This window comes from Nocardia sp. NPDC052254 (genome assembly GCF_040679495.1).
Lineage (GTDB): Bacteria > Actinomycetota > Actinomycetes > Mycobacteriales > Mycobacteriaceae > Nocardia.
Genome location: NZ_JBFAUW010000003.1, coordinates 753,526 through 777,054 on the forward strand (window position 1 = coordinate 753,526; position 23,529 = coordinate 777,054).

Genomic DNA, 23,529 nt, shown 5'->3' on the forward strand with positions numbered 1-23,529 from the left:
ACGAGGAAGCCGAGCACCGGGCGGAGCCGGAACGTTCCGGTCTCCCGACGGGCGACGTGCCCGATGCGGCACAGCCGGATCGGGCGGCGGAGCCGGATCCGGCCGAGCAGCCCGCGGCCGGACCGAACGGTGCGACCGAGCCGATTGAGGAGAACATGAACCCCGCCGAATCGAAGGTGTTCGAACAGTTTCGCGGCGACCTCGAGGCCGTCGAACGCAAGATCGCCGGTGAGATCGATCCCGGTACGCGGGCCATGGTCGTGGCGGTGGCGGTGTTCGTGCTGCTGCTGTCGCTGATCCTGCCGCATGCCGGACAGGCCCGTGGGCTGGACGTGCTGGCCTTCGATGCGCACGCCCAGGCCGAGCACATCGGGCTGCCCTCCCGGGTGTTCGAATGGTTCGTCGTCGTCTTCGGTATCGGCTTCTCCTCGCTGGCCCTGGTCACCCGGCGCTGGGCGCTGGCGTGGGTGGCGGTGGCCGGCTCGGCTGTCGGCAGCGTCTTCGGTGTGTTGTCGATCTGGCACCGGCAGACTCCCGGCCTGAACGATTACCGCGGTGCCGGACCCGGAATCGGCCTGATTCTGGCGGCGATCGCGATCATCGTGCTGACCTTCCACTGGATCAAGGTGGTGTGGAGCCGGACCGCGCTGCAACTCGAGGCCGAGGAACGCCGTCGCATCGCCGCTGTCGAGAAAGAAGAAGCCGACCGGCGCCGGCTGTTCGGCGAAGGCAGCTGAGCTGCGGTCAGCGCCGTAGCTCCACCACCGGAATGATCCGGTCGGTCTTGTGTGCGTGGTCGGCGAAGAACGGATACAGCCGGACGATCTCGGCCCACGTCCGGTCGTAGTCGGCATCGCGCAGCGGGGTCGCGGTGGCCGGGTAGTTCTCGGTGTCCAGCTCCACCGTCACGGCCGGATCGGCCAGCAGATTCAGATACCAGTCCGGATGGACCGGGGCGCCCACATTCGAGGCCACCACCAGGAGCCGGTCACCGTCGGGATGGAACATCATCGGTGTGGTGTGTGGCGTTCCGGTGCGGCGGCCGGTGGTCGTGAGCAGCACCAACCGGTCACGGTGCATCCCCTCGATCGCGCCGCCGGCCCGGAACTGCTCGATGACGCGGCGATTGACCGCCTGCACATCCATCGCTGACTCCTGTGTCCCGCGGGCCACCCGCACCCGCACCGGCGACCCCGCCGCGCGGTCGTCGGTCCTCGTTGCTCCACGCTCAGCGGCGGCTGACCGCTCCCTCGGCCGCATCGGCCCACTCGCGCCACTGCTTGGCCTGCTCGAGCGCCTTCTCGGCATCACGCGCACGGCCCGCGGCCTCGGCCTTGGCAGCCTGCTCCTCGAACTGGGCGACTCGCTCGCGGAACTGGGCCGCGCGGGCCATCGCCTCCGGATCGGTACGCCGCCACTGGGCGTCGACGGCCTCGCGCACCCGCTTCTCCATCGCGCGCAGCCGGCCCTCGAGTTCGTGCATACGCTCGCGCGGGACCTTGCCGATCGCGTCCCAGCGCTCCTGCAACTCGCGCAGTGCCGTGCGCGCGGAATCCAGGGTGGCGGAATCGGGTTCGATCTGCTCGGGAATCCGGTCCTCGTAGCTGCGCAGCAGTTCTTCCTTGGCGGTGGCGTTCTGCCCGAATTCGGCGTCGCGCTCGGACGCGGCGGCATTGCGCGCGGCGAAGAACACGTCCTGGGCTGCCTTGAAACGCCGCCACAACTGCTCGTCGGCCTCGCGCGGTGCCCGCCCGGCGGCCTTCCACTCGGTCAGCAGATCACGGAAGACCGCGGCGGTGCCGACCCAGTCGGTGGAATCCGACAACTCCTCGGCACGGACGCACAGTTCCTCCTTGCGGGCCTTCGCGGCCGCGCGCTCCCGATCGAGTTCGGCGAAATGCGCACCGCGGCGCCGGTTGAACGCCTCGCGCGCCTTCGAGAAACGCCGCCACAGCGCGTCGTCGACCTTGCGATCCACACCTCGGATGGATTTCCACTCGTCGAGGATCTCGCGCAGCCGATCACCGGCGGCCTTCCACTGCGTGGAGTCGCTGGCGATCTGCTCGGCCTCCGCGCAGAGCGCCTCCTTGCGCTCGGTGTGCTCGTGGCGGGTACGTTCCTTCTCCTCCTTGGCGTGCGCGGCCGCCTCGTCGGAATGTTCGATGATCGCCTGCAACCGCTGTGCGAGCCCGTCCACATCGCCGATGACCGCGGCGGTGGGCAGCGACTCCGCCAGCGCCAGCGCGGCGGCCTTGGTCTTGCGGGCATCCGTCCCGGCCGCCAGCCGGGCCTCGAGCAGAGCCACCTCGGTGGCCAGGTCGTCGAAACGACGACCGAAATGGGCAAGTCCCTCGGCGGCGTCACCGGCCTGCCAGGAACCGACCTCGCGCTCGCCCGAGGCGGACTTCACCCAGGCGGTGCCGTCGTCGTCGACGCGGCCCCACTCGCTGGGATCGGTAACCGTCGGGACCACCACCGGGTGCGGATGCTCCTGGGCCGGGCCGGGAACCGGTGCCGGTTTGACGTGGTGGGCGGCCGCGCTGGGTTTGGGTGCCTTGGGCGTTCCAGGTTTGGGTGCCTTGGGCTTGGGTACCCCCGCTGGGCGTGGCTGTGTGCCGGGCTTGGGTGCGGCATCGGCCGGGGTGACGGGCTTGGCGGCGGGATCACTCGACCGCTGCGAAGCGCCGGTTTCCGGATGCACTGCCTTCTCGGTTCCGCTGTTGTCGGTCATCGCTCCTCATCCCTGCCGCGCGTCACGGCTGCCTGGTTACGCCCTAGCAGATCCCATTCAACCAGCCAATAGCCAGATTTGCCCTCTCTTATCGCCGGTGGCGTGCAGTGTGTGAAAGCTGTGAGTGGTGGGGACACCGATCGCGGCCGCTACGGTTGACGAGTGTTTCGTGTCGCCGCGCTGATTCCCTCGCCGCTCGTGCTGGTTCCCGAATTGGCCGGTGCGATGCCGCTGACCGATCCCGCACATCCGGCGGCACAGGTGCCGCAGGTGCGAGCGGCGGTGCTGCGGGCAGGCCGGATCCTCGGCGAGCAGGCCCGGCGCTGGACGATCGTCGCCGCGGGCACCGATCCGGCGCCGACCGGCGCCGGCAGTTTCCGTGGCTACGGCGCCGACGTACGGGTGACACTGTCGGCCGCGGATCCGGGGGCGGCGCCGGATTCGGCATGGTCGACCTCCCTGCTGGTCGGTGCCTGGCTGCGTGGCCGGATCGCCGCCGCGGACGGGCCGGGTGACATCGATGCGCGAGCTCTGCCGATCGACCCCGCCGCCGACGCGCGCCACTGCCGCGCGGCCGGCGCGCGGCTGCGGGCGCGGCTGGATGCCGATCCGGATCCGCAGGCCGTCCTGGTCGTCGCCGACGGCGCCGCGACCTTGACCACGACCTCGCCCGGATATCTGGATCCGCGCGCCGAGGACTATCAGAGCGGTGTCGACGCCGCGCTCGACGCGGGCGATCGCGCGGCGCTGGGTGCGTTGGATCCGCGGTCGTGCGCCGACCTCGGCATCGCCGGCCGTCCCGGTTATCAGGTGCTGGCCGGATTGTTCGACGGCGACGCCGCCGATCCGAAGGTCGAAACCCTGTATCGGGGAGCGCCTTTCGGGGTCGGATACCACGTCTCGCTCTGGTATCCGGACGGTGCGCGATGATCGCGCCGATCGCCGTCATCGGCCCGACCGCGACCGGGAAGTCCGATCTGGCATTGGAATTGGCGCAGCGCCTCGGTGGTGAGATCGTCAACATCGATGCCATGCAGCTGTATCGCGGAATGGACATCGGCACCGCGAAACTGCCCCCGGACCGCCGCCGCGGTATTCCGCATCATCAGCTCGACGTGCTGGAAGTGACCGAAACCGCCACGGTCGCCGCCTATCAGACCGCGGCCCGCGCGGATGTGGAGGACATCCGCGCTCGTGATCGGGTGCCGGTGATCGTCGGCGGCTCGATGATGTACGTCCAGGCGCTGCTGGACGATTGGGAATTCCCGGCCACCGACACCCGGATTCGCGCGAAGTGGGAGGCCGTGCTGGCGGCCGAGGGGGTGGCGGCGGTGCATGCCGCGTTACGAGCCGCGGACCCTGTTGCGGCGCGGACGATTCTGCCGACCGACGGACGCCGGATCGTGCGCGCGCTCGAGGTCGTGGAACTGACCGGACGCCCGTTCGCCGCGTCGCAGCCGCAGCGCGGGACGCCGCGGTGGAACACCACGATCATCGGCGTCGACCGCGAAACGACCGAACTCGACGACCGCATCGAGCTGCGCACCGCGGCCATGTTCGACCACGGGCTGGTGGACGAGGTTCGCGAGCTGATCGACCGGGGGCTGCGCGACGGGCAGACCGCCCGGCGTGCCATCGGCTATGCCCAGGTGCTGGAATTTCTCGACGGGCAGTGCGATCTGGACCACGCCCGCGAACGCACCCTGATCGGCACCCGCCGCTACGTGCGTCGGCAGCGGTCGTGGTTCCGTCGCGATCCCCGGGTGCGGTGGGTCGACGGCGCCGATCCGCACCTGGTGGATTCCGCACTGGCGCAGGTGATCTCCGCCGCGCAGTGACCGGACCGGACACGACGGGACAGACTCCGGGCTCCAGCCGGACCGGTCGTCGCGCGAGTTCCAGCGGGGACTTCGCCGGTGTGCGCGACCGGTCGCTCGCGAGGCCGACCGGCGCTGATGCGACGATCATGGGGCCCGTCGGCAGGGATGTGCGCGACCGGATACCGCGGGCCGGACGAAATCGGGCGTGCCGGGTGTTGGATACGGCGGGATCACCGGTACGCGCGTGGAACGGACGGAAAAGCGAGACGTGGAGGATGGAAACCGATGAGCGAGCAGGCCGAACAGGCGGCGGGTTCCGGTCCGGCTGATATCGAATTCAGCAAGGGGCACGGAACCCAGAACGACTTCGTCGTGCTGCCCGACCCCGATGCCCGGCTGCGTCTCGATCCCCGCACCGTGGCGGTGCTCTGTGACCGCCGCCAGGGTATCGGCGGCGACGGCGTCCTGCGTGTGGTCCGTGCCGGGAAACTGGTGGCCGGCGGGGAACTGGCCGAACTTCCCGAGGGAGTGTCCGGCGAGGACTGGTTCATGGATTACCGCAACGCCGACGGATCGATCGCGGAGATGTGCGGCAACGGCGTCCGGGTGTTCGCGCACCATCTGCTGGCGACCGGTCTGCAGCGCGATCCGGAATTCGTCGTCGGAACCCGGGCGGGTGCGCGTGCGGTGGTGGTCCATTCCTTCGACGAGGTGAACGGTGAGGTCACCGTCGACATGGGCACCGTCCGGATGCTCGGCGACTCCACCGCCACCGTGGCCGGCAGCGCCCTGCCCGGTATCGGGGTCGATGTCGGTAATCCGCATCTGGCCTGCGTGGATCCCGCGCTCACGGCCGACGGGCTGGCCGCACTCGATCTCAGCGTGCCACCGGGTTTCGATCCCGAACTGTTCCCGCACGGTGTGAACGTGGAGATCCTGACCGCGCTCGGTGACGACGGCGCGGTCGATATGCGCGTCTACGAGCGCGGCGTCGGTGAAACGCGCTCGTGCGGAACCGGGACGGTCGCCGCGGCGGCCGCGGCCCTGACCAGGGCGGGCGTATCTCCGGTCGCGGAGTCCGCGCGCGTCCGGGTGCGGGTACCCGGCGGTGCGGTCACCGTGGGGATCGAGCGAGGCCGGGCGTGGTTGCGCGGTCCTTCGGTTCTCGTCGGCTCGGGTCATCTCGCCGGGGGCTGGTGGTCCGAAGCCTGAATACGGGTGTGAGCTGCGCTGTGGGGGAAATATCCGAGTGCGCCGGGTGGTTGTCGCGTGCGAACATGGAGGTGTATGAGGAAATCAGAGACGTACGAGTTCACCCCGATCGAGCAGCTCGACTCGGATGCGGACGGCTACGTGGACCAGGACTACAGCATCGGTGACGACGACATCGACACCGGCGTGAACGACTACGACACCGAGTACGGCGACGAGCGCGGTGACGACGCCCGCTCCGGCTGGTCGTCGGCGCCCACCGTCGGCGAATTGCAGCTCGACGAACGCAGCGCACTGCGCCGGGTGGCGGGGCTGTCCACCGAGCTCACCGATGTCACCGAGGTCGAGTACCGGCAGCTGCGACTGGAACGTGTCGTTCTGGTCGGGGTCTGGACCGACGGCAGTGCCGCCCAGGCCGAGGCGAGCATGTCGGAACTGGCCGCCCTCGCCGAGACCGCCGGATCGCAGGTGCTCGACGCGCTGATCCAGCGTCGCGACAAGCCCGATCCGGCCACCTACATCGGTTCCGGCAAGGCCGACGAACTGCGTTCGGTCGTCCTCGGAACCGGCGCCGACACGGTGATCTGTGATGGTGAACTGACTCCCGCGCAGCTCAACGCGCTGGAGAAGGTCGTCAAGGTGAAGGTGATCGACCGCACCGCGCTGATCCTGGACATCTTCGCCCAGCACGCCACCTCACGTGAGGGCAAGGCGCAGGTATCGCTGGCCCAGATGGAGTACATGCTGCCGCGTCTGCGCGGCTGGGGTGAATCGATGTCGCGGCAGGCCGGTGGCCGGGCCGGTGGTGCGAGCGGTGGTGTGGGTACTCGTGGTCCCGGTGAGACCAAGATCGAGACCGATCGTCGCCGGATCCGTGAGCGCATGTCCAAGCTGCGCCGCGAGATCAAGGAGATGAAGACCGCTCGCGACACCAAACGGTCGCGGCGCACCTCCAGCGGCATTCCGGCGGTGGCGATCGTCGGCTACACCAACGCCGGTAAGTCGAGCCTGATGAACGCCATGACCGGCGCCGGAATCCTGGTGCAGGACGCGCTGTTCGCCACCCTGGATCCGACCACCCGCCGGGCCGCACTCGATGACGGCCGGGAAGTGGTGTTCACCGATACCGTCGGTTTCGTCCGGCACCTGCCCACCCAGCTCGTGGAGGCGTTCCGCTCCACCCTCGAGGAGGTCACCGGCGCCGATCTGCTGCTGCACGTGGTCGACGGATCCGATGCGCTGCCCGATCAGCAGATCAAGGCGGTCCGCGAGGTCATCACCGACGTGCTGCGGGACCAGGACCAGTCGGCGCCACCGGAACTGCTGGTGGTGAACAAGATCGACGCACTGGACCCGACCGCACTGGCCCAGTTGCGTGCGCAGCTGCCCGGCGCGGTGTTCGTCTCGGCTCGTACCGGGCACGGTATCGATCGGTTGCGTGCGCGTCTGGCCGAGATCCTGGGCGGGCTGGATGTCGAAGTGAGCGTGCTCCTGCCGTACACTCGCGGTGATCTGCTCGCGCGCATCCACTCCGACGGCCGCATCATCAGCTCCTCGCACGAGGAGGGCGGCACCCGAGTACGGGCCCGGGTCCCCCGGGCACTCGCGCCGACCCTGTCGCAGTACGCGCACGCGAGCACCGTCGGCGGTGCGGAAGCAGCGGGGCCTTCGCACTAACTGTCACAAGTCTGTGTGTCACGGCCATTTCGGGGGGACTCCTGTCTCCGTCGACGGCTGCAGGAGGGTGCGATGTCCGGGAACGACGCTGTCGATGCCACCACCGAGGGGCCGTCGGCGGCGCTGAGTGACGGAGCGCCGTTGCGGATGCGGGTGCCCGCCGCGGATCTGCTGTTCTTCGATGCGCTCGCGACTCCCGTTCGGCTGTGGAACAGCCCCGTCTTTCATGGCCTGGACAACATTCCGGAATCCGGACCGGTCATGTTGGTGGGCAACCACACCCTGCTCGGCGGAGTCGACGCCCCGCTGCTGGTGCACGAGATCTATCACCGCACCGGCCGCGTGGTGCGTGGCCTGGCCGAGAATGTGCTCATGCGGGTGCCGCCCGTGCGGGAGATGGTGCACCGGATCGGCAGTGTCCGCGGGTCGCGCGACAACTGCCGCGCCCTGCTCGACAACGATGAGGCCGTGATCGTCTTCCCCGGCGGTGGTCGTGAGGCCATGCGCCGCAAGGGGGAGAAGTATCAGCTGAAGTGGGAGGGGCGCACCGGTTTCGCCCGGATGGCCATCGAATCGGGTGTTCCGATCCTGCCCACCGCGATGATCGGCGCCGACGACGTGTTCGATGTGGTGTTCGACGGCGACCATCCGGTGATGAGCCCACTGCGATGGACGGTCGAGGCGCTGGGTATCCGCAAGAATCTGACCCCGCCACTGATGCGTGGTGTCGGGCCGACCGTCCTGCCCCGGCCGGAGCGGTTCTACTACTCGATCGGCGTTCCCATCGAGACCACCCCGTGGCGCGATGCTCCGGATCTGGACGCCGCTGCCACCGAATTGCAGCGTGTGGTCCGCAAGGCGCTCGAAGAAGAGATCATCCACCTGCTCGCGCAGCGTGATCGTGACCGGGGCCGCACTCTGTGGGGACGGGTACGCGGCGCGGTCGGAATCTGATCAGGTTTACCCCGGTTCAGGGTGATCCATATCGTCCACACCAGGCTTTCTGCACAGGCGAGGGAGTTTTTTCGCATCTGAAGTGAACGGGGATTCCGCTTCCGGGTACCGTAGTGGCAGGCGAGTTGCCACTGTGGTCACTAGGAGGTTGGCGTGGAGCGCACCCTTTTCGAGCCCGAACACGATCTGTTCCGGGAGTCCTACCGTAAGTTTCTGGATCAGCATGTGGCACCCAACCACGCTCGGTGGGAGGAAGCCGGTGTCGTCGATCGTGACGTGTGGCTCGAGGCAGGTAAGCAGGGTTTCCTGGGCATGGCCGTTCCGGAGGAGTTCGGTGGCGGCGGCGTCAAGGACTTCCGCTACAACTCGGTGATCGTCGAGGAGACCACCAAGGGGCAGTACTCGGGCCTGGGCTTCTCGCTGCACAACGACGTCATCGCGCCGTACCTGCTGGAGCTGGCCGACGACGAGCAGAAGCAGCGCTGGCTGCCCGGATTCTGTACCGGTGAGATCATCACCGCCATCGCCATGACCGAGCCGGGCACCGGTTCGGATCTCCAGGGCATCAAGACCCGCGCGGTGCGCGACGGTGACGACTGGGTCATCAACGGCGCCAAGACATTCATCACCAACGGCATCAACGCCGATATCGTGATCGTGGTCGCGCAAACCGATCCGGAGAAGGGGGCGATGGGCTTCTCGCTGCTCGTCGTCGAGCGCGGGATGGCCGGCTTCGAGCGCGGCCGCAACCTCGACAAGATCGGTCTCAAGGCGCAGGACACGGCCGAACTCAGCTTCACCGATGTGCGGGTGCCGGCCAAGAACCTGCTGGGCACCGAGGGGATGGGCTTCATCCATTTGATGCAGAACCTGCCCCAGGAGCGGCTGTCGATCGCCGTGATGGCCGCCGCCGCGATGGAAGGTTGCCTGGACTACACCATCCAGTACGTGCGTGACCGCAAGGCGTTCGGCAAGCCGATCGGCGCCCAGCAGAACACCCGTTTCGTACTGGCCGAGCTCGCCACCAAGACCACCGCGGTGCGGGTGCTGGTCGACCGCTTCATCGAGGCCCTGAACGCGGGCACCCTGTCGGCCGAGGATGCCGCGATGGCCAAATGGTGGAGCACCGAGGAACAGCTCGACCTGATCACCAAATGCCTGCAGCTGCACGGTGGTTACGGCTACATGCGGGAGTACCCGATCGCGAAGGCGTACATGGACGCCCGGGTGCAGACCATCTACGGCGGGACCACCGAGATCATGAAGGAGATCATCGGGCGCAGCTTGAAACTCGCCTGATACCAGGGATTTTCGATCGGCGGCGGCGCGGACGCCCGGGTGTGCCCACGCCGCCGTGTTCAATGCCGTGGTGTGGCGGTGAGGTCGCGCGGGATGAGCACGGCGGTGAGGAGCGCGACCGCGAGCACCACGCCCGCCGCCGCGTACGAGGTGACGGTGAGCGCGGAATCGAATGCGGCAGTGGCGAGCCGGTGCACCCGGTCGCCGAGCTCGCCGCCGATATCGCCGGCGACGACGATGGCTCCACCCGCCGATTCCCGCGCCGTGCGGGCTTGCGCACCCGACAACGGCAGATCGGTCATGTAGTGGGTGAACAGCGCCCCGTGCACACTGCCCAGCAGCGCCACCCCCAGGCCGTTGCCGAGCTCGTAGCTGGTTTCCTCGACCGCGCCGCCCTGTCCGGCGCGCTCGGCCGGCACCGACGAGACCAGGATCGCCGCGGCCGTGGTGACCGCGATACCGTCGCCGATGCCCAGGCACACCAGCACCAGTGCGACCACCGCATAGGAGGTGGGCTCGGGGGAGACGGCCAGGACCGCGAATCCGGCCGCGAGCGCGACCAGGCTGGTGACCATCACGGTGCGTACCCCGATCCGCCGCAGCAGGGCCGGAGTGATCAGCGAACCGATGAGCGTCGCGATCGCGGCCGGTGCGGTGCGCAGACCCGCTTCGGCGGGGGAGTAGCCGTGAATGTACTGCAGCCACAACGAGATCAGGAACAGCGCCGCACCGATCGCGATCATCGCCATCAATGTCGCGAGGGCCGCGGCCAGGAATACCGGTTGCCGGAACAGCCGGATGTCGAGCAGCGGATCGGCCAGGATCCGCTGACGACGCGCGAACCAGATCAGCAGCACCACGCCCGCGATCAGCACACACGTGTTCGCCACGACGCCGTCGCCACGCGCGAGATGTTTCACGCCCCAGACGAATCCGATGATTCCCAGCACCGACAGCGGCACACTCGCCCAGTCGAACGGGGTACTCGACGGCGCCCGGTATTCGGGTAGCAGCCAGAGTCCGGCGCCGAGGGTCAGCACGACCACCGGCACGTTGATCCAGAAGGCGGCGGCCCATCCGAAGTGTTCGACCAGGATGCCGCCCACGATCGGGCCGACGGCCGCGCCCACACCCGCGATCGCGGCCCAGATGGCGATGGCCCGGGTGCGTTCGTGCGGATCGTGGAAGATGTTGCGGATCAGCGACAGCGTCGACGGCATCACCATCGCACCTCCGATCGCCAGCAGCACTCGCCCGCCGATCAGCTGCCCGGTGACCTGTGCGGTCGCCGCGACCACCGATGCCAGGCCGAAGAGTGCGAACCCGAACAGGAACAGTCGTTTGCGGCCGATCCGGTCGCCGATCGCGCCGAAGGTGATCAGCAGGCCGCCCAGCACGAGGCCGTAGATGTCGACGATCCACAGCTGGGCGACCGCCCCCGGGCGCAGATCCTCGATCAGCGAGGGCAGGGCGACATTGAGCACGGTGGCATCCATGGCCACCAGTAGCAGGCTGGCGCACAGGACGGTCAGCATGCCCCAGCGGCCGCGCACGGGCACCGATGCCCGGGACCGGTCGATCATCGCGCCTCCCGATTCCGACGAGCTCGCGCTGTCTTGCGGCAATCCTACAAACGGGGAGGTCGGTTCGATATCGCCCGCGGGGGTGCCGGATGTCGACCGGGTGTCAGCCGGCGCCCAGTTCGGCGGTGTCGTGGATGAAGGTCTGTACGGACGTCATGGTCGGCTGGTGCCCCGAGTGTCGGCGACCGAACACCGGCCTGTGGGACCGGTGGCCGTGGATCGTCGGGTGCCGGTCCCGGGATCGGGCGGCCCGGATCCGGCGGTGGCTCGGGGATCGGCTCCGGTGGGACCGGGTGCCCGGGATCGGGCGGTGGCTGCCCCGGGATCGGGTCGGGTGCGGGCTCCGGGATCGGCCGGCCGGGAGCAGGGTCGGGATCGGGCTGCGGTGGAACGGGTTCCGGAATCGGAGGTGCGGTGGCCCGGATCGATCGTGCGACGCTGTCGGTAGGCATATCGGCTCCTCGTGCCGGGCCGCCGGGTGGCACGGTCCGGCTGTCGGGGCCCGCGTGGGATGTCCGGTCGGCGGGCCGTGGTTCCGTTCCACGCGTACCCGCGGATCGGCGCTCGAACCGATCCGGCGACAATCGTCTCGCTACCGCTGCTTCGCTGCCGCGGTGCGCAGGCCGTCCAGAATCAGATCCAGCCCGAACAGATACTGCTGTTCGCCGCTGCGATGGACATCGGTGAGTTCGGGGATGAGATCGGCGATCGTCGGATGGGCCTGCGGATCCAGCATCCGCATCCGGTTCGACAGGTTCTCGCCGCGGGCGGGGATGTAGACGTGCCGCAGCGCGGAGCCGAAGGTGTACTGCAGCAGAGTCACATAGCCGCGCGCGGTCTCCTGCCGCCCGAGTCCCGCCGCGCGCAGCTGGGACAGCACCAATTCCAGTGCGGCGGTCGCGGTATCGGCGAAATCGCCGTCCCCGTCGGGTCTGATCGCCAGTACCCGCAGTACCGCCGGTCGCTCCACGAGCAGCTCGTACAGCGCGTGACAGCAGGCGCGGATCCGGTCGGCCCAGTCGCCGTCCGTCTCGGGGGGATGGAAGCTGTCGAGCACGTGATCGCGGGCGGCTTGCAGCAGTTCGTCCTTGCTGCGGAAGTACGTGTACAGCGTCATGGTGCCGACGCCCAGGTCGGCGGCAAGGGCGCGCATCGAGATGTCTTCGCAGTTGGTGTCGTCGAGCACGCGCAGGGCGGCGTCCACGATCGCCTCGGCGCTGAGGGTGTTGCGCGGCACTCGCCGGCGGCCGCCGCGCGGCTCGGAACGGCGGGTGGGCTCAGAAGTCACGTCTGCGTCTCCGGTCGGGATGGAATCCGGTCTCGCGGCCATTGTAATATGCACGTACGACGTACCGTACGTTGTACGTCAGCCCTCATCGTGGAGGTCGGCTCGTGGCTGCAACAACCATCTCGGGTCCCGTCGCGCTGGTTCCGGCGCGCACGCGGGGCTGGGTCCGGGAAGTCGCCCTGATCGTCGTGGTGTATTTCGCCTACGACGGGGCACGGCTGCTGGTCGGCAGCGGACTCGGCCACGCCCGATCCGACGCCCACGGCCTGATGCGGGTGGAGGACTGGCTCGGCCTGCATCCGGAGCTGTGGCTGAACGATCTGTTCGTGGACCACGCCTGGATCGCGATCCCGGCCGATTTCGCCTACGCCACGCTGCACTACGCGGTGACGCCCGCGATCCTGATCTGGGTGTGGTGGTCGCATCGCGAGCACTACCGCGTCGCCCGGACCCAGCTCGGCATCGCGACGGTCGCGGGCCTGATCGGCTTCGTCCTGATGCCGACCGCACCGCCCCGGCTGCTCGAATCCTCGCGCGGCTTCGTCGATGTGATGGCGCTGCACTCCTCGGTGGGCTGGTGGGAGGGGCAAGCCAGCGCCCCGCGCGGATTGGGTTCGCTCACCAACGAATTCGCGGCGATGCCGAGCCTGCACGTCGGCTGGGCATTGTGGTGCGGGCTCATGCTGTATCGCTTCGGCCGCAGCGAACTCGCCCGATTCACCGGCGTGGCGTATCCGATTCTGATGACGATCGTGGTGATGGGCACGGCCAACCACTATCTGCTCGACTGTGTCGCCGGTGCCGCCCTGATCCTGGCCGCAGGCCTGGCCGCACGGCCCTATTTGCGCAGCTGCGACGCCGCCGCCGACGGCCTGCGGGTGTGGTGGGAGATGGTGAGCGCGTTCGCGTGGCGCCCGGCCTGGCTGGGCGCGGTGATCGCGGCCTTCGCACCCGGCGCCGTGGCCGGCCCGGTCGTGAGTATCGGTGCGGGCCTGATGCTGGGTACCGGCAACGGCCCCGGACTGCGGGCGCCCGGCTGCGGTGACGGGATGCTCGGCGCCGCGGCGGTGGTCATAAACGGCCCGCCCGGCCACCACGCCACACACTGATCGGCACCACGAGCTCCGCACCCGCGGTGACGACGAGAGATGCAGTGCCGCAGCGCGACTGACTCCGGCGGTGCCGGTCCGCGATCATTAGACTTTCCGTATGGGTGAGATCTCACCGGTCGTGGCATCGATATCGACCGGAATCGCCCGGCGCGCAGCCGGATACACCGCCGAACTCGACGATTCCGAGCGACTCGAATCCGACATGCTGAACACTCTCGACGATCAGGTCGAGGCGGTGCTCACCCAATTGGAGGAGGCGGTCGCCCAGCGGCCGCCGTCGCGACAGCGGCACGGCGGTCTGACCTTCCGGCACCTCTACGCTGCCGCCCGGTCCCCGGTGCCCGACGAGGAGGGCTGGCGGGTGCCCAGCGCCCTGCCCGCCGCATTGATCGCCGCGGAGGTGGAATTTCGTGGGCCGTTACGGCTGTCCGCCCGGCGGCAGGCCCTGCTCGCGGAGGTATACGAGCGGCTCGGTGAACAGCTGATCGGTACCGGACTGCCGTTCCATGCCGCCCTGTCCTACCGTCGAGCCGAGTCCCTGTACCGGATGAACGAGGACATCCAGGGCGAGGATCGCTGCGGCCTGAAGCTGGCCCGCGCCGCGACCGTGGCGTTGCCACCCGGCTGGCGGCGATGGGCCGGTCAGGCGTCGAACATATTGTGCGGACACGGATATCGGCCGTTCCGGCTGCTGTGCTGGGTGGCGGCGCAACTGGTCGTGTTCACCGCGCTCGGTGTGCTGATCGGAGGTCCCTCGACAGCCGAGACGGTGTACATGAGCGTCACGAGCTTCCTCAATCCGCTCGGCCTCGGTGACACCGCGGGCATGCACGCGGCGGTGCGGCCGATGTACGCCGTCGAATCGTGGGCGGGCACGGTGTCGATGTCGGTGTTCTTCGCGCTGCTGGTGCGCAAATGGTTCCGCACCTAGGTTGTGTCATTTCACCACTCGCTGTCGAACCCCTTGTTGCGCAGAGCATTCAAGGTGGCGACGGCGATCGTGTCGCGCAGGCGATCGACCAGTGTGTTCCATTGCCGTGACATCCCGGGATCGGATTGCAGATCCCGCCACAGCGCGCGCAGTGCGGCCGGGGTGTGGGCCCCGGGCATCCACAGCCCGGTGAAGTATTCGAGCACGGGGGACAGGATGTCGAGTCGTTCGCGGCTGAGCGACCCGAATCGATCGGCCTGTTCGAGTGCGGCCGCGGTGACGGTCAGCAGCCAGTCGTGCGCGGCCAGATCCTCGCAGAATCGTTGGGCCGCGGTGAGATCCTCCTCGGTGCGCACGATCAGCCGCACCGATCGGGTGAACTCGTCGTCGAGGACCAGTTCGACCCTGGGACCGGCGGATCCGCCCACCAGGGCGGTCCACCGCAGCCGGGTTCCGGCCGTGCGCATCGGCGGCTCCTGATCGAGCGCGGGCACGGAGCGGATCCGGGCGAGCAGTCGCTCACTGATCGAGGACAGATCCAGGATGGGCTCCTCGCCGGCCGGTGGCCGATCGGCGAGATATCCCTCGACCAGTGTCGGTCCCACCGTCGCTCGTTCCGGCACCCGGTCGATCACCTCTGTCACCCCGACCCGGCTCACATAGTGTGACCAGGCCTGACGGCGGCGCTCCCGGGCGCGGACGACACGCGTGTATGCCGAGGATTGCAGCAGCCGCCCACCGGCCAGGACGACGTTGGTGGCCACGGTTCCGACGATGCGGGCGGTACCGGCGCCCAGTCGCAGATCGCAGTCGACACCGACCGCGAGAGTGGGGGAGACCGCGAGGGTGCCCGGTCTTTCGCGCCAGCGCACGGCGCGCCCGGGCATCAGCGCGAGTAGTTCGCCGGCCTCCACCCGCCCCAGTGCCGCGGCCGAGGGCAACAGGCAGCTGCGGATCTCACCGAGGGCAACCAGCGGAGTGCTCGCCGCCATCTCAGGACCCGTCGAGCAGCAGATGAGACAGTCGTTCGCTCACACTGCCCGGAATCGACACCGGCACCGGGTTGTCGGCGCCGTGTGCGATCACCTGGGCGAGGACATCGTCGTCGAGCGCCAGATGGTCGAGAATGACCCGGACCGAATGCTCGATCCCGATATAGCGTTTCGGCAGCATCGACAGCGTGTGATAGGCCGCGAACGGTGCGGCGTCGGGTTCCAGCCGCAGCACCGGCGCGACCTCGTGCCAGCGTCGGGGCCAGGGCTGTGTTCGATCCCACGGCTGCGGCTGGGCCACCGCGGCGCCGTGGTAGCGCAGCATGCCCAGGCGCAGCAGATGCCAGACCGCCGCGAGAAACGGGCACGACCAGCGGATCACCTCGGCGCCGTCGTCATCGGTCCCGGTACTCCAGAGCTGCACGTCCAGGAAGATCGAATGTTCCCGGCGGCCGAACTCCTCGGGTGGGCGATAGGTGCGCGCACGCATCGCCTGGGCGGGTTCCTCGAGTGAGGACCGGCGGCCGTTGCACAACCAGCCCGACTGCGCCGTCGGCGGCCGCGCGCCGGTGTCGGGAGGCGCGGGTTCGGCGACGATGCGGGCGGCGACCATCTCGGCGACCGGCACCGGCGCGCCCAATGGCACACCATCGGCGAATGTCGAGGTCTGCCAGCAGCCGGATTCCCTTGCCAGATAATCGATGCGGAGTCCCGCCTCGTGCGCGGCATCGAGGAGTTTGGGCAGGATCTGCGCGGGATCGGTGGTGGGCTGGAAATAGTCGTCGATCAGGTAGCAGGTGCTGACCCGCACGTCGTCGCCGAACCGGATGCGCGCCGATTCGACGAACGCGGCCACCAGCGGCACGATGCGCCGGAACTCCGCGGTCACCATGTCGATGTCGTCGGCGATGTCGTTCAGATAGAAGTGACCGACCTCGATCGACAGATGGGACAGATCGATCGGCTCGATCCGGGGCCGTTCGCTCGCCTCGGTGTAGCCGCTCTCGGGCGGCCTGATGTTCGGCGGCATCGGATCACAGCCTTTCCCACATGGCGGTGTCGACGAGCCGGCGTGCCAGTTCGGTATATGCCGCAGCCGTTTCGGCATTGGCGATGTGGGCGTTGACATCGCTGTCGAGAATGAGCTGTTCGCGCCACTGCAGCACCGGTTCCATCGGGGTGGAGCCCAGCACCGCGGTGTTGCCGAGCCGGTTCGTCGAGGCGAGACGTTTGAGTGCGGCGTCCTGCTCCTGCAGCCAGGCCGCCTGGGCCGCCCGCGACACCAGCGGATGCGCGTCGGCAGCGGCCACCGCGGTCCGTACGTACCGGATCGACTCGGCCAGCCGCTGTGGATCGTGCCCGCAGTCGGCGCCGGCCGCCAGTACCCCGTGCGGACCGTGCACCAGACCCGAGGCGGCGAGGATGTGCTGGCGGGTCCAGCGATGGAAGATCAGCCAGCGGACGACGCGCGAACGCAACTGTGGCAGGGCGGTGGCGCGCAGCACGATGTCGAGGGCCACCGAACGGCCCGCGCTCAGATCCACCACCACGACCGAGTATTCCTGTTCCAGGGTCAGCAGCAATTCCGCGCAGCGTGAGACGATCGCGTCGTCGCTGGACAGGAATTCGGCCCCGCCTTCGTCACCGGGCAGAAGTACCAGTTTGCCGCTGCGCGAGGCGATCCGGCGCAATTCGACCCGATCGGTGCGGGTTCCGACATCGATGCGGGTGACGGTGCCGGTGTCGCCCAGCAGATAGGAATGCACGCCCTGGCTCGGGATGCCGCGCTCGGCGGTGCTGATCTCGAACAGCGCCCCCGCGGTGGGAGAGCCGAAATCGAAGTCGACATAGGCCACGTTGCGGCCGGTCGCGCACAGCCGGTATGCCAGATTGCAGCTGGTGACCGACCGGCCGGTGCCGCCCTTGTCGGACGTGGAGAACACAAGCACGAGGCGGCCCTCACCGTCGCGCGTCTTGGCGGGCGTAAGCCAGCTCGTCGAGCTGGATCAACGCCTGACTCGCCAGGGCGAAGGCGGTGCCCGGTCGCTCGCGCAACTGGCGGCGGGCCCGGTCCAGCGATTGTTCGATGCGGGTCAACGCGGTGAGTGTGGACGAACGTTCGGCCGGACCGTGTTCGTCGACCCAGCGGTCCAGACTCACCTCCAGCATCTCCTGATTGAGCAGGTGCTCGGCCTCGTTGAGCAGTTCGACCGCGCGCGCGATCATCGTCGCCGGTGACAGTGGGGATTCGCGGAAGGTGTTGTACGCCACCACGAGACACTCCATCACCCGTTCGGTGTGGAACCACGAGGGCTGCTCGGGTGGTTCGCTGCCGTTCACGCCGGTCGGCCCGATCAGCACGCCCGGATCGTCCCAGAGCCCGGCCGCCGGGCCCGTACCGATGACCCGGCGGTCGATGTGGTCCATCGCGGATTCGGCCAGTTCCATCAACTGGTCCCGGGTGGCGACGTCGCCGGACAGTCGTGCGGCCTGCAGACAGCGTTTCAACATCATGGTGACGAAATCCGGTGTGCGCCAGATCAACCGGGGACCACCGGTCAGGTGCTCGCTTCCGGTGAGCCGCAGAGTCACGCCGGGATGGTGCAGGGTGGCGGCGGGATCGTCGGCGGTGAGACGGCTGATGATCCGGCCGCGACGGGCCAGCTGATCGAAGATCGCGACGGTACGGGGCAGATCGTCGGTGCTTTCGCGAGCGACCAGATCCTGCAGCAGCATGGCGGCCACCGCGAGACTGAAATAGTCCGATTCCGCGCCGTCGGAGGTGCGCCAGGGGATGTCCTCCAGCGGCCAGCGCCCGGTGCCGAAGCGCGCCACCGTCGACCAGTACCGCAGGGTGAGTTCCGAACTCAGCTGCAATGCGTCGGCGAGCTGGCGCTGCTCGTCGTCGAGCAGATCCAGTTCCCGGGTGCGCTGTGAGGACAGATCGGCGATGCCGTCGAGTGCCACCACCGTGAAATACAGATACGGCCGGGCCTCGGCGTGGCCGGCACCGGTGGCGACGCGATGGGTGATGAAGTCGATGGGTGCGGCATCGCGGAATATGCCCCAGCTCCAGCCGCATTCGAACATCAGCAGATCGTCGGCGAGGTCGATTCCGGAGGTCTGCGACAGCTTCACATCGTTGGCGGCCTGCACCCGGACGCGTTCCAGCCGTGCCGATATCGCGCTGATCACCTCCTCCACCGCGGTGCCGGTCTGATTCAGCATGCCCAGAATGGACCGACCGGACGGGGTGGCGGGCGCGGGAGTGTGGATGACGAAACTGCGGACCAGCCCCGCCATCGCCGCGGTCAGGCGAATGGATACACCAGGCAGCAGCGCGGCGATGCGCGTGTCGAGTTCCTTTGCTTCCCTGCGCACTTCACCGCTGACGAAGCGCTGGAAGCCGCGCAGGAAGCGCAGCGAGGCGATGCACAGGCTGATCGACATCGAATACGAATCGACGACCTCGAGTGCGCGCTGCGCATCGGTCGGGGGTTGTTCGCCCTCGGCGGCGAGATAGCTGCCACCGGCGAAGATCGGCTCACCCTCGGGGTCGGTGTAGCGCTCGAGATACTGCTCCAGCAGTCCCACCAGGACGCTGCCGAAGCGAGTGGGCTCACCCAGGGGCGCCAGTACCGCGCGCGTATCGGCGGGCATGTCGTTGGGGCGATCGAGTGCGAACGCCTCGACCTCGGTGGCCGGATACAACAAACACAGCAGTTGTTCGGCGTCACTGATCGAATTCGACCCCTGTCTACCGCCCCAGATCCAGGTGTCGTCGCGATGACAGCACTGCATCATCGCCTGCCACAGATCGAGTAGTTGCTGCCGCGGCCGAATTCTCATATGCCTGTCCTCACAGTCGCATTCGGTCCTCCCGTCGCCGAACGTCGACTCCTAGAGTGTGCCCCGAGAACGTTTGGTGAGCCAAGCGAACAGTCGAATCCGGGGGATTGCCGAGACTCGCTGCGGGGGTGAACAGCTCGGGATCCGGTCGACGATTACCGTGGTCACGACCGGTGAACGGTCATCGCCGGTCGGTAATGTGGACACCGATCGCAGTCGCGGCGGGATTCCAGGAGGCACACGGTGGATGCGAAGTCGATGGTGAACGGATTCAATGCGGTGATCATGAGGCTCACCGAAGCTCCCCTGCTCGGCCCGTTGATGCGCAAGGGATTCGTCGAGATCGCCTATGTGGGCAGGCGTTCGGGAAAATCCTTCACCACTCCGGTGAACTACCGGCGTTCGGGTGATTCGATCCTCATCGGGGTGGCGATGCCCGATTGCAAGAAGTGGTGGCGCAACTTCACCGGCGATGGCGGGCCGATCACGCTGCGTCTGCCCGGTGGTGACCGGGCCGGGCATGCGGTGGCGGTGCGCGACGAGCGCGGCCGGGTGACGGTCCGGGTCCGGTTGGACGACACCGGTGGCCGGGATGTCGGTCCGGAAACGAACTGACCGGCGATGGAATCGGTGCCCGCCGTGGCGGGCACCGGACATACGAACCGCTAGGCCGGTATTCGGGCCGTGAGGTCGTCGTACTCGGATCTGCCGACGATGCCGGCACCGAACCGATGTAGCTCGAATTCGTGGGTACGGATGCCGTGGTGGAACGCGTCGAGCTCGGCCCGGTCGAAGATCAGCTCGACATCGGCTGTGGGCTGGGCGATTTCGCTGCGCAGCACAAAGTGCCCGTCGTGACGGCGGATCTGGGTGAGGGGTAATCGCTCGGTGTGCCCGGCGCGGATACCCGCCTGATAGGTATCGAACTGCTCATCGCGCAACAACAGCAACTCGGTGGTCGCCAGCGCGGTCGCGGTGGACGTGGCACCGGTGGTGCGTTTGTCGTCCCAGACGGCGGTCCATCCCTGTTTTCGTGCGACGCGCACGCAGTTCTGATGTGGGGAACTGGCTGAGGCCTTGCGGAATTCGCCAACGGTGAAGGTCGGTGGCCGCGTCATCGGGGTGCCCTTTCTACGGAGTAAAGCCGCCGGCGCACCGATGCGCGGATCGCCGCGCCGACCGTGCCGACTACGGCTTGTAGCCGACGGCCGCGAAATTACACGGCCGTGCCGGATCCGCCATTTCCACCGGTGAGGTGGGACGCCACTCGGGGGCGTGCACGATACCGGGGTCCAGGAGTTCGAAGCCGTCGTAGAAGGCGGCGAAATCGTCACGGCGCCGCAAGGTCAGCGGATCGGCGGTCTCCTTGTAGAGCTCCGCGGCCGCGGTCAAACCGCGCGCGATGTCGGCGGGGGCCTCGTCCGGGCCGGCATGGCTCATCGCGACATAGCTGCCGCGGGGCAGGCGGTCGCGGAGCTGAGCCATCAGCCGATACGGGCGGTCGCTGTCGGGGACGAAGGGCCAGACACTGACGATGAGAAGTCCGAGTGGGCGATCAGGATCGATGAGCCGCCGGGTCTCGGAATGGTCGAAAATGTCATCGGGACATCGCAGATCGGCATCGACGAAGGCGGTGGAATCGAGGGTGCCGGTCTCGCGTAGCAGGTCGAGTCCGAACGACACGGCCTCGGTGTCGTTGTCGACGTACACCACACGCGTCCCGGGGAGTCGCGTGCGCGCGACCTCGTGGGTGCTGCCGGGTGCCGGCAGTCCGGCCCCGATGTCGAGGAACTGCTCGATGCCGTTGCCGGACATGAAATCGACTGCCCGGCCGAGGAATGCGCGATTGTGCCGAGCCCAGGCGGTGATCTCGGGGAACGCCGCGTGCACGCGTTCGCCGAACTTCCGATCGGTATCGCAATCGGCCTGTCCGGACAGATAGTACCGGTACATCCGCGCTGCCGACGGGCGGCTCGCGTCGATGCCGCGTGAGGGAAAGTCGTTGTCGCTCATAGCTACCCGGCACTCCTTAGGCTTTGCAGATTACGGACGGAGGGTCACGTCCCGGTGACGCTCTCACGTCGGAACGAATGCGCGATCCGGTCGATGAACGCGCGCGACCGCTCGGGATCGGCCGCGGCCACGGATAATCGGTCCCACACCGTCTCCCGCGCGAGGACGGCGGGTTTGTCGTCGATGTAGCGGATATCGCCCTGGCTCTCCACGATCGCCATGTCCAGATCTCCCGCGGCGCCGGGGGACGGCACCCGGACCAGGGTGAATCGGTCCTCCATACCCGCGCCCAGGGTGGGAGTCGTGAACGGGAGTACCTGCAGCGTGATGTTGGGCTGATGGGACAGGGTGAGGAGATACTCCAGCTGTTCGGCCATGACACGTCGGCCGCCGTACTCACGGCGTAGACAGGATTCGGAGAGTACGGCGTGAAAGTCCGGCGCATCGGGGCCGGTGAGAACGTCCTGGCGGGCGAGCCGGGCACGTACCGAATCCTCGACGGTGACCGCCGCCGGATCGAGTGGCGCGTCCGTTTCGTTGTGCGGGGGTTCGTGCAGCGCCCTGATATAGGACTCGCATTGGATCAGGCCGGGCACGATCTCGGCTTCGGTGACCCGCAGCCGGCTGGCATGCGCCTCGAGATCGACCAGCAGCCGGAGTTCCTCGAGGTAGGCCCGCCGGTGTCCGGTGTTCCAGAACCCGCGTTTGTGATTGTCCCGGCGCAAGGCGTCGAGGCTGTCCAGGTAGCCGGGATCGGTGAAGCCGAGTGCGACGGCCAATCTTTCGAGATCACCGACGGTGATCGAGCTGGCGCCGTTGATCAGCATCGCGATCCGGCTCTGGCTGGTGTCGATGATCCGGGCGGCGTCCGCCTGATTCACCCCCGCCGTGCTGAGCATATGTTCGATCTCGCGACCCAGCAGCAATTTTCGCGCGGTCCGTAATCGGGCTCCCATGGGTGTCAGCGTATCGGCGCGGCGCACGGTTCGTGCGGTCACAGGTGCGACATTGTGCTGCGTGATGGTCATCTTCTCGACGAAATCTGTTCCGCCCCAATTACTTTCAATTGCGTGATTATCACGCTAGCATGTATTGCGTTCAGGCTATCACGGTTTCGGCGGCAGCCGGGCGCAGCAGGAGTTCGGAATGGTAGACGGATCCGTTTGGCCGATCGGATGGCCGCACGAGGCCCCGGACAGCGTGATGTCGGTACCGGAGGCGCATGTGGCGATGCAGCGGCATCGCGGTTGCCGCCGGGAGGAATGCCCCCGCAAACGTGCTGCCTATCTGACTCTGGTCGACGCCGGCCGCCTGCGTCCGGATTCCGGTCGGGCGCAGTGAAATTTCGGGATGGTTGGGAGATCTCACAAGTGCGGAAGGGTGCCTTTCGCATATGTGGGTAACCCACGCCGAGTCCTCGTAATCGCAGCGCACCCCCATTACCTTCGTCAGTGCGATCGGGCGCACGGAAGGAGCGCGATGCCGGCCTACGACTCCTGGGATGCGGAATCCACGAGGGGTACCGGATTCGATTCCGAGCACGCCAATGCCGGGAATGCCAGGAGTGCACAGCATTTCGAGGATCCTGGCCATTCCGAGTTCTCCCGGCCCGCTCAGCATTCGGATCCGGCCGTGGTGATGCGGATGGGGTTCGAATTGGCACTCCTGTTGCTCGGCGACGTACCCAGCGGGGCATCGTGCGCACTACGGAGGCTGGAGGACGCCGCGGCCGGATGGGCACGCGACGGAGTCCCCATAGACACCATCCAGCACGCCATTCACGACGGGGTCAAACTCACTCTCGATCGCATCGATCCGGGCGGCGGTACCGGAACCACCGATCCGGTGGCCGATCGCAGCTTCCTGGTCGACATGCTCGATCTGCTGACCTGCACCGTATCTCGTGCCTACGTGGCGGCGATCCGCGAGCCTCCGGCCGGCTGATCCGGTACCGGCGCCGAGTCTCTAGCCGGTGGTGGTGTAGGTGCGTGCGACGAGTGCGCTGCGGAGGTACCAGAGTCCGCTGGCTTGGGTGGGGTCGAAGTTGGTGAGTTGGGCGATGCGTTTG

Annotated in this window: 23 protein-coding genes; 12 read left to right on the forward strand and 11 right to left on the reverse strand. The window is 67.9% G+C overall.

What is annotated here, in order from left to right; all coding sequences use genetic code 11:
- Nucleotides 1–155: 155 nt before the first annotated feature.
- Entirely contained in the window at nt 156–737 is a 582-nt protein-coding gene (locus AB0L57_RS12155) for a hypothetical protein (protein WP_364960612.1), read from the forward strand.
- 7 nt (nt 738–744) lie between these two features.
- Here AB0L57_RS12155 and AB0L57_RS12160 read toward each other — a convergent pair whose 3' ends face one another.
- A complete protein-coding gene (locus AB0L57_RS12160; protein WP_364960484.1) occupies nt 745–1,146 on the reverse strand; it encodes a nitroreductase/quinone reductase family protein in 402 nt (133 codons plus the stop codon).
- An 82-nt stretch (nt 1,147–1,228) separates the two neighbouring features.
- Nucleotides 1,229–2,731: a DUF349 domain-containing protein gene (locus AB0L57_RS12165; RefSeq protein ID WP_364960486.1), complete on the reverse strand. Its 1,503-nt coding sequence runs from the start codon at nt 2,729–2,731 to the stop codon at nt 1,229–1,231.
- Between the two features lie 162 nt (nt 2,732–2,893).
- Here AB0L57_RS12165 and AB0L57_RS12170 point away from each other — a divergent pair, with 162 nt between their 5' ends.
- From AB0L57_RS12170 to AB0L57_RS12195, 6 genes are all read left to right on the forward strand, one after another.
- A complete protein-coding gene (locus AB0L57_RS12170; protein ID WP_364960488.1) occupies nt 2,894–3,661 on the forward strand; it encodes a hypothetical protein in 768 nt (255 codons plus the stop codon).
- Entirely contained in the window at nt 3,658–4,569 is a 912-nt protein-coding gene (gene miaA / locus AB0L57_RS12175; RefSeq protein WP_364960489.1) for a tRNA (adenosine(37)-N6)-dimethylallyltransferase MiaA, read from the forward strand. Before AB0L57_RS12170 ends, miaA begins: the two co-directional genes overlap by 4 nt.
- Nucleotides 4,570–4,881: 312 nt before the next feature.
- On the forward strand, nt 4,882–5,763 hold the full coding sequence (dapF, locus tag AB0L57_RS12180; RefSeq protein WP_364960614.1) for a diaminopimelate epimerase: 882 nt from the start codon (nt 4,882–4,884) through the stop codon (nt 5,761–5,763).
- A 75-nt stretch (nt 5,764–5,838) separates the two neighbouring features.
- A complete protein-coding gene (hflX, locus tag AB0L57_RS12185) occupies nt 5,839–7,440 on the forward strand; it encodes a GTPase HflX (protein ID WP_364960490.1) in 1,602 nt (533 codons plus the stop codon).
- Between the two features lie 72 nt (nt 7,441–7,512).
- Nucleotides 7,513–8,394 (forward strand): lysophospholipid acyltransferase family protein, encoded by an 882-nt coding sequence (locus AB0L57_RS12190; RefSeq protein ID WP_364960493.1) that lies wholly within the window; start codon nt 7,513–7,515, stop codon nt 8,392–8,394.
- A gap of 153 nt (nt 8,395–8,547) precedes the next feature.
- Complete coding sequence (locus tag AB0L57_RS12195; protein WP_364960495.1) at nt 8,548–9,693, forward strand: acyl-CoA dehydrogenase family protein; 1,146 nt, start codon at nt 8,548–8,550, stop codon at nt 9,691–9,693.
- 59 nt (nt 9,694–9,752) lie between these two features.
- Here AB0L57_RS12195 and AB0L57_RS12200 read toward each other — a convergent pair whose 3' ends face one another.
- The gene (locus AB0L57_RS12200; protein ID WP_364960497.1) at nt 9,753–11,276 is read right to left on the reverse strand and encodes an MFS transporter; all 1,524 of its coding nucleotides are present in this window, start codon (nt 11,274–11,276) and stop codon (nt 9,753–9,755) included.
- A gap of 592 nt (nt 11,277–11,868) precedes the next feature.
- Nucleotides 11,869–12,564, reverse strand: a complete 696-nt coding sequence (locus AB0L57_RS12205) for a TetR/AcrR family transcriptional regulator C-terminal domain-containing protein (protein ID WP_364960499.1) — start codon at nt 12,562–12,564, stop codon at nt 11,869–11,871.
- Nucleotides 12,565–12,668: 104 nt separating this feature from the next.
- Between AB0L57_RS12205 and AB0L57_RS12210 the strand changes: the two genes are divergently transcribed.
- Nucleotides 12,669–13,673, forward strand: a complete 1,005-nt coding sequence (locus AB0L57_RS12210; RefSeq protein ID WP_364960501.1) for a phosphatase PAP2 family protein — start codon at nt 12,669–12,671, stop codon at nt 13,671–13,673.
- A gap of 100 nt (nt 13,674–13,773) precedes the next feature.
- Nucleotides 13,774–14,607, forward strand: coding sequence for a hypothetical protein (locus tag AB0L57_RS12215; protein ID WP_364960502.1), 834 nt, complete (start codon nt 13,774–13,776; stop codon nt 14,605–14,607).
- An 11-nt stretch (nt 14,608–14,618) separates the two neighbouring features.
- Here AB0L57_RS12215 and AB0L57_RS12220 read toward each other — a convergent pair whose 3' ends face one another.
- From AB0L57_RS12220 to AB0L57_RS12235, 4 genes are read right to left on the reverse strand one after another with little or no spacing between them, the layout of a single operon-like run.
- On the reverse strand, nt 14,619–15,599 hold the full coding sequence (locus AB0L57_RS12220; protein ID WP_364960504.1) for an SCO2521 family protein: 981 nt from the start codon (nt 15,597–15,599) through the stop codon (nt 14,619–14,621).
- A 1-nt stretch (nt 15,600) separates the two neighbouring features.
- Complete coding sequence (locus AB0L57_RS12225) at nt 15,601–16,629, reverse strand: SCO2522 family protein (protein ID WP_364960506.1); 1,029 nt, start codon at nt 16,627–16,629, stop codon at nt 15,601–15,603.
- A gap of 4 nt (nt 16,630–16,633) precedes the next feature.
- A complete protein-coding gene (locus AB0L57_RS12230; protein WP_364960508.1) occupies nt 16,634–17,548 on the reverse strand; it encodes an SCO2523 family variant P-loop protein in 915 nt (304 codons plus the stop codon).
- A 10-nt stretch (nt 17,549–17,558) separates the two neighbouring features.
- Complete coding sequence (locus AB0L57_RS12235; RefSeq protein WP_364960510.1) at nt 17,559–19,448, reverse strand: SCO2524 family protein; 1,890 nt, start codon at nt 19,446–19,448, stop codon at nt 17,559–17,561.
- 258 nt (nt 19,449–19,706) lie between these two features.
- On the opposite strand from AB0L57_RS12235, the gene AB0L57_RS12240 reads away from it, so the two are divergent.
- Nucleotides 19,707–20,063: a hypothetical protein gene (locus AB0L57_RS12240; protein ID WP_364960616.1), complete on the forward strand. Its 357-nt coding sequence runs from the start codon at nt 19,707–19,709 to the stop codon at nt 20,061–20,063.
- A gap of 50 nt (nt 20,064–20,113) precedes the next feature.
- Here the strand turns inward: AB0L57_RS12240 and AB0L57_RS12245 are convergent, their stop codons facing one another.
- The 3 genes from AB0L57_RS12245 to AB0L57_RS12255 form a co-directional block, all read right to left on the reverse strand.
- Nucleotides 20,114–20,494, reverse strand: a complete 381-nt coding sequence (locus AB0L57_RS12245) for a hypothetical protein (RefSeq protein WP_364960512.1) — start codon at nt 20,492–20,494, stop codon at nt 20,114–20,116.
- Nucleotides 20,495–20,636: 142 nt separating this feature from the next.
- Nucleotides 20,637–21,461: an SAM-dependent methyltransferase gene (locus AB0L57_RS12250; RefSeq protein WP_364960514.1), complete on the reverse strand. Its 825-nt coding sequence runs from the start codon at nt 21,459–21,461 to the stop codon at nt 20,637–20,639.
- Between the two features lie 44 nt (nt 21,462–21,505).
- Entirely contained in the window at nt 21,506–22,489 is a 984-nt protein-coding gene (locus tag AB0L57_RS12255) for a helix-turn-helix transcriptional regulator (protein WP_364960515.1), read from the reverse strand.
- A gap of 118 nt (nt 22,490–22,607) precedes the next feature.
- Here AB0L57_RS12255 and AB0L57_RS12260 point away from each other — a divergent pair, with 118 nt between their 5' ends.
- Complete coding sequence (locus AB0L57_RS12260; protein WP_364960517.1) at nt 22,608–22,802, forward strand: hypothetical protein; 195 nt, start codon at nt 22,608–22,610, stop codon at nt 22,800–22,802.
- 138 nt (nt 22,803–22,940) lie between these two features.
- Nucleotides 22,941–23,405 (forward strand): hypothetical protein, encoded by a 465-nt coding sequence (locus tag AB0L57_RS12265; protein ID WP_364960519.1) that lies wholly within the window; start codon nt 22,941–22,943, stop codon nt 23,403–23,405.
- Nucleotides 23,406–23,529 lie beyond the last annotated feature (124 nt).